This is a genomic window from Limosilactobacillus reuteri (assembly GCF_020785355.1).
In the GTDB taxonomy this organism is placed as follows: Bacteria; Bacillota; Bacilli; order Lactobacillales; family Lactobacillaceae; genus Limosilactobacillus; species Limosilactobacillus reuteri_I.
In genome coordinates, this window is the sequence record NZ_JAJGVH010000071.1 from 1 (window position 1) to 16919 (window position 16919).

Consider the following 16919-nt stretch of genomic DNA (forward strand, 5'->3'; position numbering starts at 1 on the left):
CTCGTATTCTATAAATATATCCTTACGGATTTTGCTACATTACAACTTGTTTTCTGGTCACCGCATGATAACCTCTAATTATCATTGGCTTTGGTCAACTGGTATAGGTTAATACCTCCTGTAGTTTTTAACTACTTATGAAGTCTGCCGCCCAGCCAATCTACTGATTTTCGAACTCACATGCTGTATCGATTAGATAGTTTACTAATTCAGAGTAGGATTAGGTGCAGCTTTAACTCTCTAACCAATGAATACTGATACTTGCGAGGATGTTTTTAGTGATTGTAATTAGGGGCTATCATGCAGTGATCAGATTAAGACCAGTAAATTTTAATGAAAGGAGGCCATTCCAATGAAACTTTTTGTCGGTATTGACGTTAGCTCAAAAGATTTAGTAACTTCAATGATTTCTGAAGAAACAACTGAAGTTGTTTTCCATGGTAACTTTGTTAATGATTTGAAAGGCGCAACAGAATTAAAAAACATGATTATCGATACGGCGAATTCAAATCATCTCGACCAAGTTGTGATTGGCATGGAAGCCACTTCCATTTACAGCTTTCACCCAGCAATGTTTTTCCAAGAAGACTCGGACCTTAAAAAGTTCAATACACAATCCGTGGTTATCGATCCTAAGAAAACTAAGCGCTATCATGATGTCTTCGCTGAAGATAAAAATGATCAAATCGACGCTTTTTACATTGCTGACTTCCTACGTGTTGGACGCTATTCAGTAGGGATTGTTCGTCAAGAGAACTACATTGCCCTGCAACGCTTAACGCGTTCCCGATATGAGCTTGTTCAAAGCTTAGCTCGGGCTAAGCAACACTTTATTGAGAACCTATACTACAAGCTCAATAAATTAGTAATTTCTGATGAACTGAATACTTCTATCTTTGGTTCAACGATGATGAGTCTGCTAACTGAAGATATGACTACTGATGACTTACTTAATCTTTCGATTACTGATTTAGCCGATTATCTGAATGAACACGGCCGGGGTCGCTTCGCGAACCCTGAAGCCTTGGCGAAAATAATTCAAAAGGCAGTTCGTGCTTCTTATCGTTTAGACAAAGTAATTGCTAATTCAGTTGATACAGTTCTCTCCGTTTATGCCGAGGAAATTAAAGCTTTTCAGAAGATGATTAAAGACCTCGACAAAGCAATTGAGAAAGTAGTTCAAGTAACTGATGAAGAACAGATTTTGCGCTCCATTCCCGGAATTGGACCAGTATACGCTGCTGGTATTTTAGCTGAAATTGGTCAAATCGAACGATTTGATAATGAAGCTAAATTGGCTAAATATGCTGGGCTTTCCTGGCGAGAAAAGCAGTCCGGAGCTTACGCTAGTGATAATACTCCGCTCAAGAGAACTGGTAATGCTTATCTTAGATACTATTTGGTTGAAGCTGCCAACAGAGTTAGAATCCAAGATCCAGTTTTTGGTGAATATTATCGGCGTAAATATCAAGAAGTAAAGCATACCCCATCAAAACGCGCTCTCGTCCTTACCGCACGTAAACTTATTAGGGTGATTTTCTTCCTACTCAAAAATCATCAAATCTATCAGGAAAAGAGGTAATTGGTATAGGAAGATAAACTGATTCTCGACGCTTAGCTTTTAAAACACCTTGGGATCAAGGCTTATTTAAGTGCGTCAAAAATCTGGTCAAAACAAGTTTGTCAGTGATAATTTTATCTTGACTTATTACCACATGACTTAATATCTAATTCCATCATAGATTAAGGAGACTATTATTTGAAATGCTTATTATATTTAATACTTTATTCAAAGATTGTATATATCATTACCACAAACTAGCAAACCAATAGACTAATGGAATAGTTACTAAACTCAAAATGGTTGAAATACTCATTAAGACGGTTGCTGGCCGTGCATCTCCATTTGATTGTAAGGTAAAAAGAACGACTAATCCTGCTACTGGACATGCACTAAGAATTACTGTGGTGAAGAGTGGAACACCGGTGATTCCTAATAATAATAAGATAATTGTCCCTAGAATTGGGAAGAAAATATTCCTTACGAAGAGACTTCCCCAGAGTGCAGTTGGTAATTTGATATTTTTAATACTTAGATTGGCAAGATTACTTCCGATGACAATCATTGATAGTGGAGTAAACGCTGGACTGGTGTAATCAATAAAACCAGCAATTAATTTTGGCAACCGAAAAGAACTAATGAATAGGAAAAGGCCAATAATAATAGCGATAATATTAGGATTTAAAATAATTTTCTTTAACTGTGTTCTCCAATCATGAGGCTGCCGTTTTTGAAAAATTCCAATTCCCTGGGTCCACGACATGACATTAAAACCAATCATTGAGGCGACAGCATAGAAGACGCCCACGCTTCCAAAAAGTCCTTGTGCTAATGGAACGCCCATAAAGCCATTATTAGAATAGATACTTCCATAAGTTGCAATTTGACGAATATTTTGGTCCTTTACTTTATGAAAAAGTAGTTTTGCAATCAAAATTGAAACAAAATAGGTCAGAAAGACACCAGCAATCAATAGTAATAATTGATAAAATCGTGATCGCGAAAACGGTTGTTCAAAGGCTTTAATAATTACGATTGGCGATAAAAAGTAGAGTGTAATATTGGTTAAATCATTAATTGATTGTGGATGGAGAAATCCGAGCTTTCTAATAACTGCTCCTAAAAGCATTAGTAAGAAAATAATGACGACTTGGTTAAAAATTTGCCCAATCGACATTGCACCACTTCCTTCAGTAAAAATCACAATTACTATTTTACAACAAAAAGGAGAATGATTTTACTGAAGGTGCCGACGCTCATTGCGATCAACGGCAAAAGGTTCTTAATAATGTATTAACAGGAGCGGAATCAATGGCGAAATTATTTTGATATAATGGCCTTAATGAATAAGAAGAAAAAAGTTTCATATGAAACTTTTTCGTTTACCTTTAACCACCATTTAAAAACATAAAACAGCTAAAATAGAAGATAAGAAAATCGCTTGGAGGGTGAAAAATGAATAAGGCTGTAATTATGTTAGTTGAGGATGAGGAAAGTCTTGCTAGTTTCTTAATAACCGAACTAGAACTTGAAGGCTATGAAGTCATCTGGGCCAAAGATGGGCGTGAGGCACTCGATATTTTTAAAGAGAAAGATATAACCTTAATCTTATTAGATTGGATGCTCCCAATTTATGATGGTCTCACAGTTCTACGCCGAATTCGGCAATCAAGTAATGTGCCGATTATTATGATTACGGCTCGTAGTCAAACTTCTGATATTAGTATGGCACTTGATCAAGGATTAGATGATTATATTACTAAACCGTTTGAGATTGAGGAACTTTTAGCACGAATTAGGGTTGTATTACGACGATTGGGTCAAGAAAAAGCAGAGAAATATGATTATAAATTTGGACCATTTGAAATTAATTTACTGAAACATCAATTTATGGTTGATGGCAAGCAGGTTCATTTAACGCCTAAAGAATTTTCCCTCATGGTTGCCCTAATTAAAGAACCAGGAGTCGTTCAAACCCGTGATGATCTTCTTAATGAAATATGGGGGTATGATTTTGATGGTCAGACCAATACTGTTGATGTCTATATTCGTGCTTTGCGCAACAAGTTAGGCAAATACCGCGACTTAATTAAAACGGTGCGAGGGATTGGTTATGTATTAGGTGATGAGCAATGAGTAACACACATCCAGTAACTGCATCGCGGCAATTAACTCGTCTTTTCTTAATGTTGTTTGCAGTGATTTTAGTAGTTATTAATCTTCTTTTTGTGGTTACCGCCACTAATTTAATCTATCGTTATGCTGATGATCAGGCAGAAGAAGTGATTGAGACAATTGAGGAAGATTGGCCCGAAAATCAAAATCGCGAAACTTTTTTGAATGCTTATGTTGCTCGTCAAGACGATGACGCAATCGAGATCACTGATGGTAAACGAGAATATACCTCACCCAAAGCCCATAAAATTTTTAAACGAATTGACCAGCGAAATTTAGCGATCAAGAATCTACAGTTAACCCGGCATGGGGTCTATTATTTACGGCAGCAAAAAGTCCATCATCAGCGAATTGTAAAAGTAGCGATTAATGTTGATGATTTAATCAAATTAACAGGCTGGCTCTTGATAGTGACTTTGTTAATTAACCTTGCAATAAGCATCATTACTCTCCCAATCATTCATCGGTTGGCTAAAGGATGGACCCGACCATTGACTAGTTTAGATAATGAAATCGATGCAATCACGCCTCAAAGTGATCGATTACAAACTTTGATGGTTCCCCAACAGCCGTTAGAAGTACGAAAAGTTGCGCAGTCTTTTAATCAGTTATTAGACCGGCAGTATCAAGCGATGCAACGAGAAAAAGAATTTATTGCAAATGCATCTCATGAGTTGAAGACACCACTTGCCGGAATTCTGGGACATGTAAACTTGATAAGAAGGCATGGGGATAAACATCCAGAATTAATTGGCAAATCATTAAAGTACATTGATCAAGAAGCACAGCGAATGAGTCAATTAATAAATGAATTGCTTATCCTAGAAGGACATCAAACTAAAAAATTAACAGAAATTAACTTATCGAAAATTATTCTTGCTGAAGTTGAGTCACTCCACGGCGCATATCAGCAGAAATTTATTACGGACTTAAACCCGAATATATCTTACCGTATAACAAAGGGTGACTTTCAAAGCCTTGTGCATAATTTATTAGAAAATGCGGCCAAATATTCACCAATTGATTCACCAATTGATGTGCTGTTAACGACAGATGATCGCCGCATAATTTTAAGAGTTGCTGATCAAGGTCAGGGAATTGCAAAAGAAAATCGTCAAAAAGTTTTTGAAAGATTCTACCGTGAAGATGAATCACACTCCAATAAGGTTGCTGGTTCGGGAATTGGACTTTCAATTGTCAAAATGATTATTGAAAAATATCATGGGAAAATTACGATTCATGACAATGAGCCAGTTGGAACGATTTTTACAGTTTATCTTCCTAAACAAAAATGAAGATTTCTTCATCATACTTTCACCTGTTCTTGGTTTTAGTTGGCAGATTATTTCGTAAAATAAAATTACCAACTAAAGTTAAGAAGGGAAGGATAAAAATGACAGAAAAAATCGAACAAAGACAAGATCATCAGCCAAACGCAGACAAGAAAAAAACAAGGAAATTTCCTCAAATGACTAAAAAAATGCTTATTACAGCTTGCATTTGCGGTGGAATTATTTTAGGAGTTGGTGGAACAGCTGGAGTAGTGGCAATGCATGACCATCATGACCAAATCGAAGCGGCCATCAAACATGAAAAATTAGCCAAGAAGAGTGATATCAAGATTGATCAGCAAGCAGCAATTGATAAATTTAATCAAAAGTATCAAAATAAGCAAATCGATGAAGTTGAATTAGAAAGCGACAATGGAAAATATGTATACAAAGTAAAGGGCTTTGACAATACAAATGAGTATAAGGTCAAAGTTAATGCCAAGGATGGTAAAGTAATTTCCAGCAAGTCGGAAAAACTCGATAAAAATGATAAAAAATACACCTTAGATCCAAGTAAGGCGATTAGTCGTGATGAGGCGAGTCAAATTGCAGAAAAGGCAGCTAAAAAGGGTAGTAGTATTGAATGGAAATTAGAACAAGAAAAGGAAAATCAAGCTGTTTGGGAAGTTAAAGTAAAAGACGGCCGGACAGTTAAAGAAGTTAAGATTGATGCTGGCTCGAAGAAAGTATTAAACGTTGAAAACGATCATTAATAAAATCCCCCGCATGTGTCAAAGCCGCATGCGGGGGATTTTATATTTAATGATGATTTTCGCGATATTGTTGCGCACTCACTCCTGTCCAGGTATTAAAGGCACGCAGAAATGAATTGGTTTCTTGGTAAGCCAAGAGAAAAGCAATATCATCGATTGTCATTGTTGTATTCAACAGATAATTTTTAGCTAGCATTTCTCGCGTTGCATTTAATTGTTGTTGAAAGTTAGTATTCTCAGCTTTTAATTTTCGCTGGAGAGTTCTTTTACTAATGCCAAGCGATTTGGTAACATCTTCAATTGCTGCTTCACCACGTGGCAATAGTTCTACTAAGGAACTCCGAACTCGTTTTCCATATGAATCATCGATGTCAAGATCCGCTAATTTTTTCTTTAATTCTGGTTCGAGATATTCAAGAATTGAGGTGTTCTCCGTAGTGAAGGGGACAAGCAAATCTGCCATTTTGAATGTAATTGAATTAGCTGTACCTAGCTCAAAGGGAACGCCGTAGTAATCAATAATTGCTGACTGGTCATCGTTGAAAGTTGCGGTAATTTTAATCGGCTTTATTTTTTGACCAGTGGCGGCTGACATTAGTTGAATCATGAACGCAAACTCACCTTTGACAAAGAAGTTAGGTAAGGGTTCCGTTGCGCTAAGCGATGTCAAAGTTATTGTTAACGTATCGGGTTTTTGCGTACCGTTATAAGTAACAGGACCGATTAATTTTTTATAGTGCGCCAACCGTTTAAGAAATTGATAACCATTTTTACTACAATATGCAGCAAAAATAGGTGGAGAAAAGGTTTCAATATTATCAGTGGCAACTAATTTAGTCGGGAATAGCGGATCTTCGGTTACCGAATCAATAGCATTGATCATTGCGAAGTACTCTTGTTCAGTTAATTTTAATTGCTGACGAGCAAATGTATCTACTGGTAGTTTTACAATCCGCAAAATTTCTTGAGGATTAATTCCATTAGCAGCTAATAATTGTCCATAACGGCCATCAATAATAAATTTTTCCACCTAATTCACCTATTTCTTTTTATTATTTGATTGCTGGTCTGCCACAAACTTCATTGTTGGCTTTTTAGGCATCATTGGCATCAAGCTAACAAATGGCCGTTGCCAGCTAGTGAGACCCGCAAATACATTTAACTTACCGTCGAGCATTGCTTGGTAGCCTTCTTCGGCAACTTTTTGTGGACTAACCCCATTAGCAAACATCTTTGTATCAGTTAAGCCACCAGCTTTAGCAAATCCAGTGTCCATTGCGCCCGGCATTAAGGCTGTCACCGTTACCCCTGTGTCTTTTAATTCATACCAAAGGGCATCGCTTAATGATGTGAGATAAGCTTTTGTCGCATAGTATTCAGCTTGTAATGGTCCAGGAATAAGGGCAGCAGATGAGGAAACATTTAGGACATGTCCTTTTCCTCGTTTAACCATTTGTGGCAAGATTAGCTTCATTAATTTTGTAGGAACAATCATGTTAACCTTAGCCATATTAATATCTTGTTCCATTGTCCGATCGAGGAAACTTCCTTGTCCCCCAAGTCCCGCGTTATTAATTAAATAATCGACTTGAGTGTTAGTTTCTTGTAATTTTTCAAAAATTTCTTCGGCAGCATCGAACTGTGTGAAATCAACAGCGATGGTCATCACTTTAACATGGTATTTGTTAGTAATATCGTGTTCGAGTTGGGCAAGCTTTTGTGGGTTCCGACCGACCAAAACAAGGTTACCACCTTTTTGCGCATGGATCTTAACAAATTCCATTCCAAGACCACCTGTAGCACCAGTAATTAAAGCAGTTTCTTTTGACATAATAATTCCTCCTCAAAATCTTATCTTTCGTTTGATGTTGATTCTAGTATATGCTGAAGAAGAGAATAAGTAATATCATATGATGCCAAACTGATATCAAATGGCGCCAAGTAATTAATTTTTGATGGCGGTTGCTAATCTTTCTAAACCATCTTTGACTTGTGAACGGGGGTAGGCGATGTTAATACGAATAAATTGACTGCCATTGCCATGATAATAGGTTCCTGGATTAATAATTAACCCAGTTTGTTCGCGAATCTTTTGTGCCAAAGCAGCGCTGTTATCAGTTACTGCACTAACATCGATCCATACAAGGTAAGTTGCCGTTCCAGGAACAACATGGAGCTGAGGAAGGTTAGTGCGAATGAATTTTTCAAGATATTTCCGGTTTCCCAGTAAATACTGTTTGAGCTGATGAAGCCAGTCTGCACCTTGCGTATAAGCAGCGATTGTGCCAGGAATTGCTAAGAGGTTTGGTTCTGCGACTTCATACTTATTAATTGCGCGGGTAAAGTGTTCCCGCAAAAGAGGATTAGGAACGATTCCCGTAGCAGCATGAAGGGCCGCCACGTTAAATGTCTTACTGGTTGATACTAATGTAACCACGTTTTGGCGACAATCTTCTGGCAAGGAGAAAGTAGGAGTATAGTCTGGACCCGTTAATACTAGATCACCATGAATTTCGTCACTAATAACAATGATGCCGTACTTTTGAGCTAGTTTAATAATCCGAATTAACTCATCGTGCGACCAAACATAACCAGTAGGATTGTGAGGATTACATAAAATCATCAGCGTAGTAAGCGGGTTACTCATTTTTTCTTCAAGGTCATCCCAATCAACAGAATAAGTATATGTAGATTGATCATATTTTAGTTGAGTAGGAAAAGCATGACGGCCGCTATTGAGAATAGAATTATAAAAAGTATTGTAAACTGGCTCCATTACCAGGACGTTATCACCTTCATGACTTAAATAATTAACACAGGCAGTAATAGAAGGGATGACACCAGTCGCAAATCGCATCCAAGCGGTATCAGCTTCTGTGTTATGCTCGGTTTTATACCAGGAAGCAACTGCATTAAAGTATTCATCACTAGGATATTCATAGCCAAAAGCGCCTGAATCAATCTTCTTTTTCATTGCGGTCATAATTTCGGGGGCAGTCTTAAAGTCCATATCGGCGGTTGTCATCGGTAATTCATTAGCTTTTACATTCCATTTTTCAGAATTGGTGTGACGCCGATCGAGAATTGTATCAAAATCATATTCCATAATTTTTCACCCTTTACTTCTTTTGAATTATTTGAATCTTGCTTGGATCAATTTTGGGATCATCCATAATAATTTCATCAGCGTGATCAACGGTGATTTTACCACTAATTGGGTTCTTAATACTCATAATAGTACCTTTTAGCTCGGCATCAATATTAGTACATAATTCAAAGGCGAGGTCAGTTCGCAGAGCACGACAATTCTTCATCGTTAAGTGATCGACATAGCATAATCCCTGATCGCTTTCGATTGTGCAATTAATAAAAGTAATGTTCTTGGTATTCCAAGCAAGGTACTCACCACTGATCTTAGAATCATAAATTGTGACGTTCTCACAGTTCCAGAAGGCATCCTTTGATACTAAGCGTGAATTATGAACTTCAACATTTTTAGCACCATCAAAAACATAATTTCCGACAAGATCAAGATGGTCGACATAAATGTTTTCACTATTCATTCCTAAATAGTCACCAGTAGCATAGACATTTTGCATCTTAATATTTTTACAGTTCCACATTGTTTCAGCAGCATCTGTAAAGTGAACGTTATTAAGAACGATCCCATCACATCGCCGAAATTCTTTAGGTGCTTGAATTGTACTGTCAGTAATCTCAATATCGTTGGTATACCAAATCCCAGAACGTGACATTTCTTCAAAAATTGTATTGGTTACTTTAATGTGATCGGAATACCAAAGAGGGTACTTCCATGTGAAGAGCACGCCATCAAGAGTTAAGTTAGCAGTTTCTTTTAATGGTGATTCACCCTTACCAAAAGTAGTGTTGACTAAATGCGCATCTCGGAGACCATAAAGAGGACGTTCCCCATCATAATAGGCTTCTTTAATTTCTTCCATCCTAATTACCTCACTATCCTTAATTAATTTTATAATAGGCCGAAAATAAAAAACGCGCCATTAAAGACACGTTTTAAATTAATTTTTTAATCGTCCCATACTTTTTTAGCAACGTTGAATGCGGACCAAGCATTTGGCCAGCCAACGTAGAACGCTAATTGAGTAATAATTTCCGCAATTTCATCTTTTGTAATACCGTTGTTCTTAGCAGTTTGCATGTGGTAAGGGAGTTGTTCAAAGGCACCCTTTGTAATCAACGCGGTAACGGTTAGAAGACTCCGATCACGAAGGCTTAATTCCTTTTCCCGTGACCAAACCTGTCCGAATAATACATCATCATTTAATTCTGCAAATTTAGGGGCGAAATCACCAAGTTGGTCGCGACCAGCTGTTTGTTTCTTTGCCATGAAAATCTTCCTTTCTCAACTGTTATTTTTGATTACTTTTACTATAAGCCGAGATAGATAAAATGGAAAATACTTATATTAAGTAGGTAATGATGCAAAAAGCGAATAGTTAAAACAAGTATACATTTAGTGTATACTAATATGATAATCAAGTAATGTTAGTTTAGAAAATTTGATGCTAATATTTAGACAATGATTAAAGCAAAGGAGACAAAAAATAATGTCTAAATATAATGTACCTACTTTCAAGTTGAACGATGGCAATGAAATTCCAGTAATCGGCTTTGGAACTTTCCAAATCCCAGCTGATGGCACGACATACAATGCAGTTAAGGATGCCCTGGCTGCTGGTTATCATCATATCGATACCGCGGCTGCTTACATGAACGAGCAAGAAGTTGGCAAAGCAATTAAGGATAGTGGTATTCCTCGAGATCAAATTTGGGTCACTAGCAAGATGTGGCTTCAAGATTACAAGTACGAAGATGCTAAAAAGGCAATTGAAACTTCCCTTAATAAGTTAGGGCTCGATTACATTGACCTTTATCTCCTTCACCAACCATATGGGGCGGTTGACGAAGCGTGGAAGGCAGTCGAAGAAGCGCAAAAAGCTGGTAAGATTCGTTCAATCGGTGTTTCTAACATGTCACCTAAGCTTTGGAACAAGTTTGTCCCGAACTTTGATGTGACCCCTGCCGTAAACCAAGTTGAATTTAACCCTTACTTCCAGCAAAAGGAATTACGTGAAATTCTTGCAAAGGATGATGTTCGTCTTGAAGCCTGGGCGCCTCTTGGTCAAGGTAATACCGACTTGCTTCATGAACCAGCCATCACGGAGATTGCTGAAAAGTACGGTAAGAATGCTGGTCAAGTAATTCTTCGCTTTGAAAATCAAGAAGGAATTGTTGTCTTTCCTAAGTCTGTTCACGAAGCACGGATTAAGAGCAACCTTGATATTTTTGACTTTGAATTAACGGATGAAGAAATGGATCAAATTCGTGCGCTCGATAAGGGTAAGGGAATGCATGACCCAGATGCGCCCGGTGTTGGTGAGATGTTATTAAATGCGTATGATATTCATGCTAACGATTAATACTTTTAAAGCATAGATAAGAATTAATTATAAGCATTTTTCATCATTATTTTTTTACGTTAAAATTTATACCACATTTTAAGATAAAGGAGGCCCTCAAGAATGGCAAAGACCCTTGTTTTATACTATTCTGCAACTAACACTACTAAGAAGATTGCAGAACAAGTTGCGCAAAAGTTAAATGCTGATATGGCAGAAATTCATCCGGCACAACCATATACCGCTGCTGACCTTAATTGGCATGATGAAAGCAGTCGGACAACGGTTGAACAACACGAGCATAATAGCCGTGTTGACATTAAGGATGATTTACCAGATATTACTAACTACGATAATATTGTTATTGGTCATCCAATTTGGTGGGCAATTCCACCGCGGATGATTAGTACGGTGATTGATCATCTTAATTTAAATGGTAAGAATTTAGCTTTATTTGCTACTTCTGGTGGAACTAATTATGATCGCTCGCAAAGCTATGTTGAACGAACGGTTAATGAAAATGGCTATGATACTAAGATCAATCAAGGAGCAATCTTAAATAGTCCTAGGCAAATTGATGGCTGGATTGATTCGCTTAATTTTAAATAAAGAGAAGCGCTGAGGCTGGTGAAATCCAGTTATGCAGCGCTTTTTTGGTGATATAAAAGAAGCATTTGACTATTAATCTAAAGTTTTATCCGATTAGCCAAATTAGTGGTAGTTCTTGTATTAAATATATGCAGTTTAAGGAATTTTTGGTAAAATGTAAGAGTTTTAAAACTAAATGGTCAATCGACGCAATTAGCTACGCTGGTTGACCATTTTTGTATATTTGAGGAGGATATTTATATTATGGAGATATTGGTAACGTTATTTGATTTGGTGTTTTTTGTTGCGTTTATAGTCGCAATTGTCTATGGGGTTAGGTGGTTTAAAGGAAGAAAAGATAAAGAGAATGAATCACTTAAGAAAAATAAAAAATATTTTTGGATTAGTCTTATAGTAATGATTATTTCACTATTAATTGCTGGAATGGCACAGGGGAGTATTGATGAAGCTCAAGAACAACAAGCTACAGAACAACAGGAAAAGAACAAATCAAATTATAAGGACGATAAAGAAGATTTTATTGATCAATACGGCACACTTGGTTCTAAGGTTGAAGATCTTTCAAAGCAAGAAGGAAAAGAATGGAGTGATGCAATAGATAATTCTGATGATTTTGATGTAGAATCTGCCGTTGAGACTATCCAAAGTAATCATACCGACGAGATTGATGAAATTGATAGTAAAGTTAATGACCTGCATGACCTAGATCAAAAAATTCAGAAAAATGATTCTGTAAAGAAATCCGACAAGGAAACTATCCATAAATCGTACTTAGACTTAAAACATTTTGCTAATCATGCAACTAATATTAGTGGTAGTTACAATGATTTTACTGATGAGCATAATGACTTAGATCAAAAAACAGCAGACCATATGGAAGAACTTCAAGACCTATAGACAGCAGTAGTTTAATGGTGTTTTAGAGTTTTAATCATATAAGTTTGGGCGGCCTTATTCGTTTTAGGATAAGGTCGTTTGCTTTTTTTGTAATGGTAAAACTCATTGTACTTCCTTTAACCGATTCAAGAAAAGCTGCGCAACATTAGATAGTTGACGGTTTTTATTCCAAATGAGATTATTTTGATCTGTAATAGTAGGGGTTAAAGGACGAAAGACAAGATTAGTTCCAGCGATATTGATCAGATTTTCATAGGTTAATGCAAGGCACGCTCCTGTCTCGACTAATAAACGAGCATTAAAAATTAAATTGTACTGGCCAATAAAGTTGTACTGATCAATCAATGAACCAGCCCACACCCGAAACACATCCTGCTCTTTAGATTGAGCTGACGTAATAATAGGGACACCCTTTAGATCTTCCGGAGTAATCTTTTCCTTCTCTGCAAGCGGATGATCTTTTCGGACTAAGATTCCCCAGATATTCTTTTGCGGCAACCTAATTGAATGATAATCTAGGAGCTTTTCTGGTCCCATTATGATTCCAAAATCCAAGGTACCGTTATTTAAGCGCTGGTAGATCAGATCACTATCGCCACTTACTAAATTAATCTTGATATCTGGGTATTCTTTGAGCAGGTTACCAATTACAGTCATTACTGGTTGAATAGCTGTACTTTCTCCAGCACCGATATCTAATGTTCCGCTAATGATCTTTTGCGATTGCAGGTCTGTTTCAGTTTTGTCAACGAGACCAGTAATCTCTTGCGCCCGTTCATATAAATAGTAGCCTTCTTGGGTAAGTTTGATTTGCCGGTGTCCTCGTTCAAATAAAGTGATCCCTAGTTCCTTTTCAAGATCCATTAATTGTCGTGATAGTGTCGGCTGAGAAATATGTAATCTTTTAGCTGCATTTGAAATGTTTCTTTCTTGAACTACTTCGATAAAATACCTCAGTACACGGACTTCCATTTTGATCACCCCGATATGCTTTTTAACTATAGTATGTTATTAAATATAAGTATTTAACATTATTATAAAAACTCGATAAGATATAAACAATAATTTTAGGCAAAAGAGGGATGAAAATGAAAGAGATTAAAAAAGAAGAACTTGCGACAATCACGGCCACGGCCTTAAAAAATCAAGACTTGCTTCAACAATTGAATAGTCGACCGGCATCGCAAAGAGGAATTCGCCACATCCTCAATGATGTAACTGGTCAAAAAATAGATGACTCTGTTGAAATTCGCTTGCCGATCCGTAGCGATTACGGAGCTAACTTGAAAATTGGGAAACAAGTATTTATTAACAGTGGGGCAATGTTTACTGATCTCGGCGGAATTGAATTGGAAGATAAAGTTCTAGTCGGACCCAATGTAACAATTATTTCGGTAAATCATCCCCTTGATCCAGAAAAGCGCCACGGTGTTGAATTGAAAGCAGTCCTTATTAAGGAAAATGCCTGGCTTGGTGCAAACGCTACAATCTTACCAGGTGTTACAGTTGGAGAGAATGCTGTTGTTGCAGCGGGAGCAGTTGTTAGTAAAGATGTTCCTGCCAATACTGTTGTTGCAGGCGTTCCTGCTAAAGTAATTAAAAAAATCGGAGGAGAATAATATGTCATTTGGATACATTACACCATTATCAGAAAACGTAGAACGGCAAAGTATTAATTTTAAAAATCGTTATGGCTTAGAATTAGCCGGTGACCTTTATTACGCTAAAGGTTTAGATATTAAAGAAAAGCACCCTGCTCTAATTATTGGTGCGCCATATGGTGGGGTGAAAGAACAAGGACCAGCCGTGTATGGTAATGAACTTGCTCAGCGTGGCTTTGTTGTATTAACTTTTGATCAAGCCAATATGGGGGATTCTGCTGGCGAGCCACGACGCGTTTCCTCCCCAGGTTTATTTGCAGAATCATTTAGTGCAGCGGTTGATTTTCTTGGCGTTGAAGTTCCGTTTGTTGATCGTAACAAAATTGGGGTTATTGGAATTTGTGGTTCTGGTGGCTTTGCACTAGCAGCTGCTGCGGTAGATCCGCGGATTAAAGCCGTTGCTACTGCATCAATGTATGATATTACTGATGTTCGTGGAATGATGAACCTAAGCGATGAAGAGTTAAATAAAATGAAAGAAGAGTTAGCTAACCAGCGCTGGGAAGATTATGCAAGCGGGATTCCTGAATATAAGCCAAGTTTCCCAACTAAACCTTACCCGAATGTTGATGCATTGCCAGAAACCGATCCGATTACTAATGAATGGAATCGATTCTATGCTGTTCCTCGTGGTTTTCATGCTCATGCTCGCGGAAATTTCACTACTACTTCCAACCTAGCCATGATGCAATTTCCAGCATTAGCTTATATTGATGAGATTTCCCCACGGCCAATTCTTTTTATTTTTGGTGATCATGCTCATTCACGTGCTTTCTCTGAACGAGCTTATAAGCTAGCAAAAGAACCTAAAGTCATGTGGTAATAAGTCAAGATAAAATTATCACTGACAAACTTGTTTTGACCAGATTTTTGACGCACTTAAATAAGCCTTGATCCCAAGGTGTTTTAAAAGCTAAGCGTCGAGAATCAGTTTATCTTCCTATACCAATTACCTCTTTTCCTGATAGATTTGATGATTTTTGAGTAGGAAGAAAATCACCCTAATAAGTTTACGTGCGGTAAGGACGAGAGCGCGTTTTGATGGGGTATGCTTTACTTCTTGATATTTACGCCGATAATATTCACCAAAAACTGGATCTTGGATTCTAACTCTGTTGGCAGCTTCAACCAAATAGTATCTAAGATAAGCATTACCAGTTCTCTTGAGCGGAGTATTATCACTAGCGTAAGCTCCGGACTGCTTTTCTCGCCAGGAAAGCCCAGCATATTTAGCCAATTTAGCTTCATTATCAAATCGTTCGATTTGACCAATTTCAGCTAAAATACCAGCAGCGTATACTGGTCCAATTCCGGGAATGGAGCGCAAAATCTGTTCTTCATCAGTTACTTGAACTACTTTCTCAATTGCTTTGTCGAGGTCTTTAATCATCTTCTGAAAAGCTTTAATTTCCTCGGCATAAACGGAGAGAACTGTATCAACTGAATTAGCAATTACTTTGTCTAAACGATAAGAAGCACGAACTGCCTTTTGAATTATTTTCGCCAAGGCTTCAGGGTTCGCGAAGCGACCCCGGCCGTGTTCATTCAGATAATCGGCTAAATCAGTAATCGAAAGATTAAGTAAGTCATCAGTAGTCATATCTTCAGTTAGCAGACTCATCATCGTTGAACCAAAGATAGAAGTATTCAGTTCATCAGAAATTACTAATTTATTGAGCTTGTAGTATAGGTTCTCAATAAAGTGTTGCTTAGCCCGAGCTAAGCTTTGAACAAGCTCATATCGGGAACGCGTTAAGCGTTGCAGGGCAATGTAGTTCTCTTGACGAACAATCCCTACTGAATAGCGTCCAACACGTAGGAAGTCAGCAATGTAAAAAGCGTCGATTTGATCATTTTTATCTTCAGCGAAGACATCATGATAGCGCTTAGTTTTCTTAGGATCGATAACCACGGATTGTGTATTGAACTTTTTAAGGTCCGAGTCTTCTTGGAAAAACATTGCTGGGTGAAAGCTGTAAATGGAAGTGGCTTCCATGCCAATCACAACTTGGTCGAGATGATTTGAATTCGCCGTATCGATAATCATGTTTTTTAATTCTGTTGCGCCTTTCAAATCATTAACAAAGTTACCATGGAAAACAACTTCAGTTGTTTCTTCAGAAATCATTGAAGTTACTAAATCTTTTGAGCTAACGTCAATACCGACAAAAAGTTTCATTGGAATGGCCTCCTTTCATTAAAATTTACTGGTCTTAATCTGATCACTGCATGATAGCCCCTAATTACAATCACTAAAAACATCCTCGCAAGTATCAGTATTCATTGGTTAGAGAGTTAAAGCTGCACCTAATCCTACTCTGAATTAGTAAACTATCTAATCGATACAGCATGTGAGTTCGAAAATCAGTAGATTGGCTGGGCGGCAGACTTCATAAGTAGTTAAAAACTACAGGAGGTATTAACCTATACCAGTTGACCAAAGCCAATGATAATTAGAGGTTATCATGCGGTGACCAGAAAACAAGTTGTAATGTAGCAAAATCCGTAAGGATATATTTATAGAATACGAG

General features: G+C 37.4%; 17 protein-coding genes. 9 read left to right on the plus strand and 8 right to left on the minus strand.

The annotated features are described in order from the left end of the window. Window positions 1–352 precede the first annotated feature (352 nt). Window positions 353–1582, plus strand: a complete 1230-nt coding sequence (locus LMB56_RS04965; RefSeq protein ID WP_229282092.1) for an IS110 family RNA-guided transposase — start codon at window positions 353–355, stop codon at window positions 1580–1582. A gap of 226 nt (window positions 1583–1808) precedes the next feature. Here the strand turns inward: LMB56_RS04965 and LMB56_RS04970 are convergent, their stop codons facing one another. Next, window positions 1809–2738 carry an AEC family transporter gene (locus LMB56_RS04970; protein ID WP_229283633.1) on the minus strand — a complete coding sequence of 310 codons (930 nt, stop codon included), beginning with the start codon at window positions 2736–2738 and terminating at the stop codon, window positions 1809–1811. A gap of 278 nt (window positions 2739–3016) precedes the next feature. On the opposite strand from LMB56_RS04970, the gene LMB56_RS04975 reads away from it, so the two are divergent. The 3 genes from LMB56_RS04975 to LMB56_RS04985 all read left to right on the plus strand — a co-directional run bounded on the left by LMB56_RS04975 (window position 3017) and on the right by LMB56_RS04985 (window position 5780). Then, entirely contained in the window at window positions 3017–3697 is a 681-nt protein-coding gene (locus tag LMB56_RS04975; protein ID WP_229283632.1) for a response regulator transcription factor, read from the plus strand. Then, window positions 3694–5031 (plus strand): sensor histidine kinase, encoded by a 1338-nt coding sequence (locus tag LMB56_RS04980; protein WP_229283631.1) that lies wholly within the window; start codon window positions 3694–3696, stop codon window positions 5029–5031. The genes LMB56_RS04975 and LMB56_RS04980 overlap by 4 nt, the downstream gene beginning before the upstream one ends. A gap of 98 nt (window positions 5032–5129) precedes the next feature. Next, window positions 5130–5780, plus strand: a complete 651-nt coding sequence (locus LMB56_RS04985) for a PepSY domain-containing protein (protein WP_229269572.1) — start codon at window positions 5130–5132, stop codon at window positions 5778–5780. Window positions 5781–5826: 46 nt separating this feature from the next. Here the strand turns inward: LMB56_RS04985 and LMB56_RS10480 are convergent, their stop codons facing one another. The 5 genes from LMB56_RS10480 to LMB56_RS05010 form a co-directional block, all read right to left on the minus strand. After that, entirely contained in the window at window positions 5827–6810 is a 984-nt protein-coding gene (locus tag LMB56_RS10480; protein ID WP_229283630.1) for an AraC family transcriptional regulator, read from the minus strand. A 9-nt stretch (window positions 6811–6819) separates the two neighbouring features. Then, complete coding sequence (locus LMB56_RS04995) at window positions 6820–7611, minus strand: SDR family NAD(P)-dependent oxidoreductase (protein ID WP_122481623.1); 792 nt, start codon at window positions 7609–7611, stop codon at window positions 6820–6822. A 114-nt stretch (window positions 7612–7725) separates the two neighbouring features. Next, the gene (locus LMB56_RS05000) at window positions 7726–8886 is read right to left on the minus strand and encodes a MalY/PatB family protein (RefSeq protein WP_229283629.1); all 1161 of its coding nucleotides are present in this window, start codon (window positions 8884–8886) and stop codon (window positions 7726–7728) included. A 13-nt stretch (window positions 8887–8899) separates the two neighbouring features. Continuing rightward, a complete protein-coding gene (locus tag LMB56_RS05005) occupies window positions 8900–9742 on the minus strand; it encodes a DUF3737 family protein (protein WP_229283628.1) in 843 nt (280 codons plus the stop codon). A gap of 86 nt (window positions 9743–9828) precedes the next feature. After that, the gene (locus LMB56_RS05010; RefSeq protein WP_003669426.1) at window positions 9829–10149 is read right to left on the minus strand and encodes a carboxymuconolactone decarboxylase family protein; all 321 of its coding nucleotides are present in this window, start codon (window positions 10147–10149) and stop codon (window positions 9829–9831) included. 220 nt (window positions 10150–10369) lie between these two features. Between LMB56_RS05010 and LMB56_RS05015 the strand changes: the two genes are divergently transcribed. The 3 genes from LMB56_RS05015 (at window position 10370) to LMB56_RS05025 (ending at window position 12727) form a co-directional block, all read left to right on the plus strand. Next, entirely contained in the window at window positions 10370–11242 is an 873-nt protein-coding gene (locus LMB56_RS05015; protein ID WP_229283627.1) for an aldo/keto reductase, read from the plus strand. Between the two features lie 102 nt (window positions 11243–11344). Next, on the plus strand, window positions 11345–11830 hold the full coding sequence (locus tag LMB56_RS05020) for a flavodoxin (protein ID WP_229283626.1): 486 nt from the start codon (window positions 11345–11347) through the stop codon (window positions 11828–11830). 243 nt (window positions 11831–12073) lie between these two features. After that, window positions 12074–12727: a hypothetical protein gene (locus LMB56_RS05025; protein WP_162215958.1), complete on the plus strand. Its 654-nt coding sequence runs from the start codon at window positions 12074–12076 to the stop codon at window positions 12725–12727. A gap of 102 nt (window positions 12728–12829) precedes the next feature. Here LMB56_RS05025 and LMB56_RS05030 read toward each other — a convergent pair whose 3' ends face one another. Then, window positions 12830–13699: a LysR family transcriptional regulator gene (locus LMB56_RS05030; RefSeq protein ID WP_229283625.1), complete on the minus strand. Its 870-nt coding sequence runs from the start codon at window positions 13697–13699 to the stop codon at window positions 12830–12832. A gap of 116 nt (window positions 13700–13815) precedes the next feature. Between LMB56_RS05030 and LMB56_RS05035 the strand changes: the two genes are divergently transcribed. Further along, window positions 13816–14346 (plus strand): DapH/DapD/GlmU-related protein, encoded by a 531-nt coding sequence (locus LMB56_RS05035; protein ID WP_229283624.1) that lies wholly within the window; start codon window positions 13816–13818, stop codon window positions 14344–14346. 1 nt (window position 14347) lies between these two features. Then, a complete protein-coding gene (locus LMB56_RS05040; protein WP_229283623.1) occupies window positions 14348–15211 on the plus strand; it encodes an alpha/beta hydrolase in 864 nt (287 codons plus the stop codon). Between the two features lie 126 nt (window positions 15212–15337). Here the strand turns inward: LMB56_RS05040 and LMB56_RS05045 are convergent, their stop codons facing one another. Continuing rightward, entirely contained in the window at window positions 15338–16567 is a 1230-nt protein-coding gene (locus LMB56_RS05045; protein WP_229282092.1) for an IS110 family RNA-guided transposase, read from the minus strand. Between the last annotated feature and the right edge of the window lie 352 nt (window positions 16568–16919).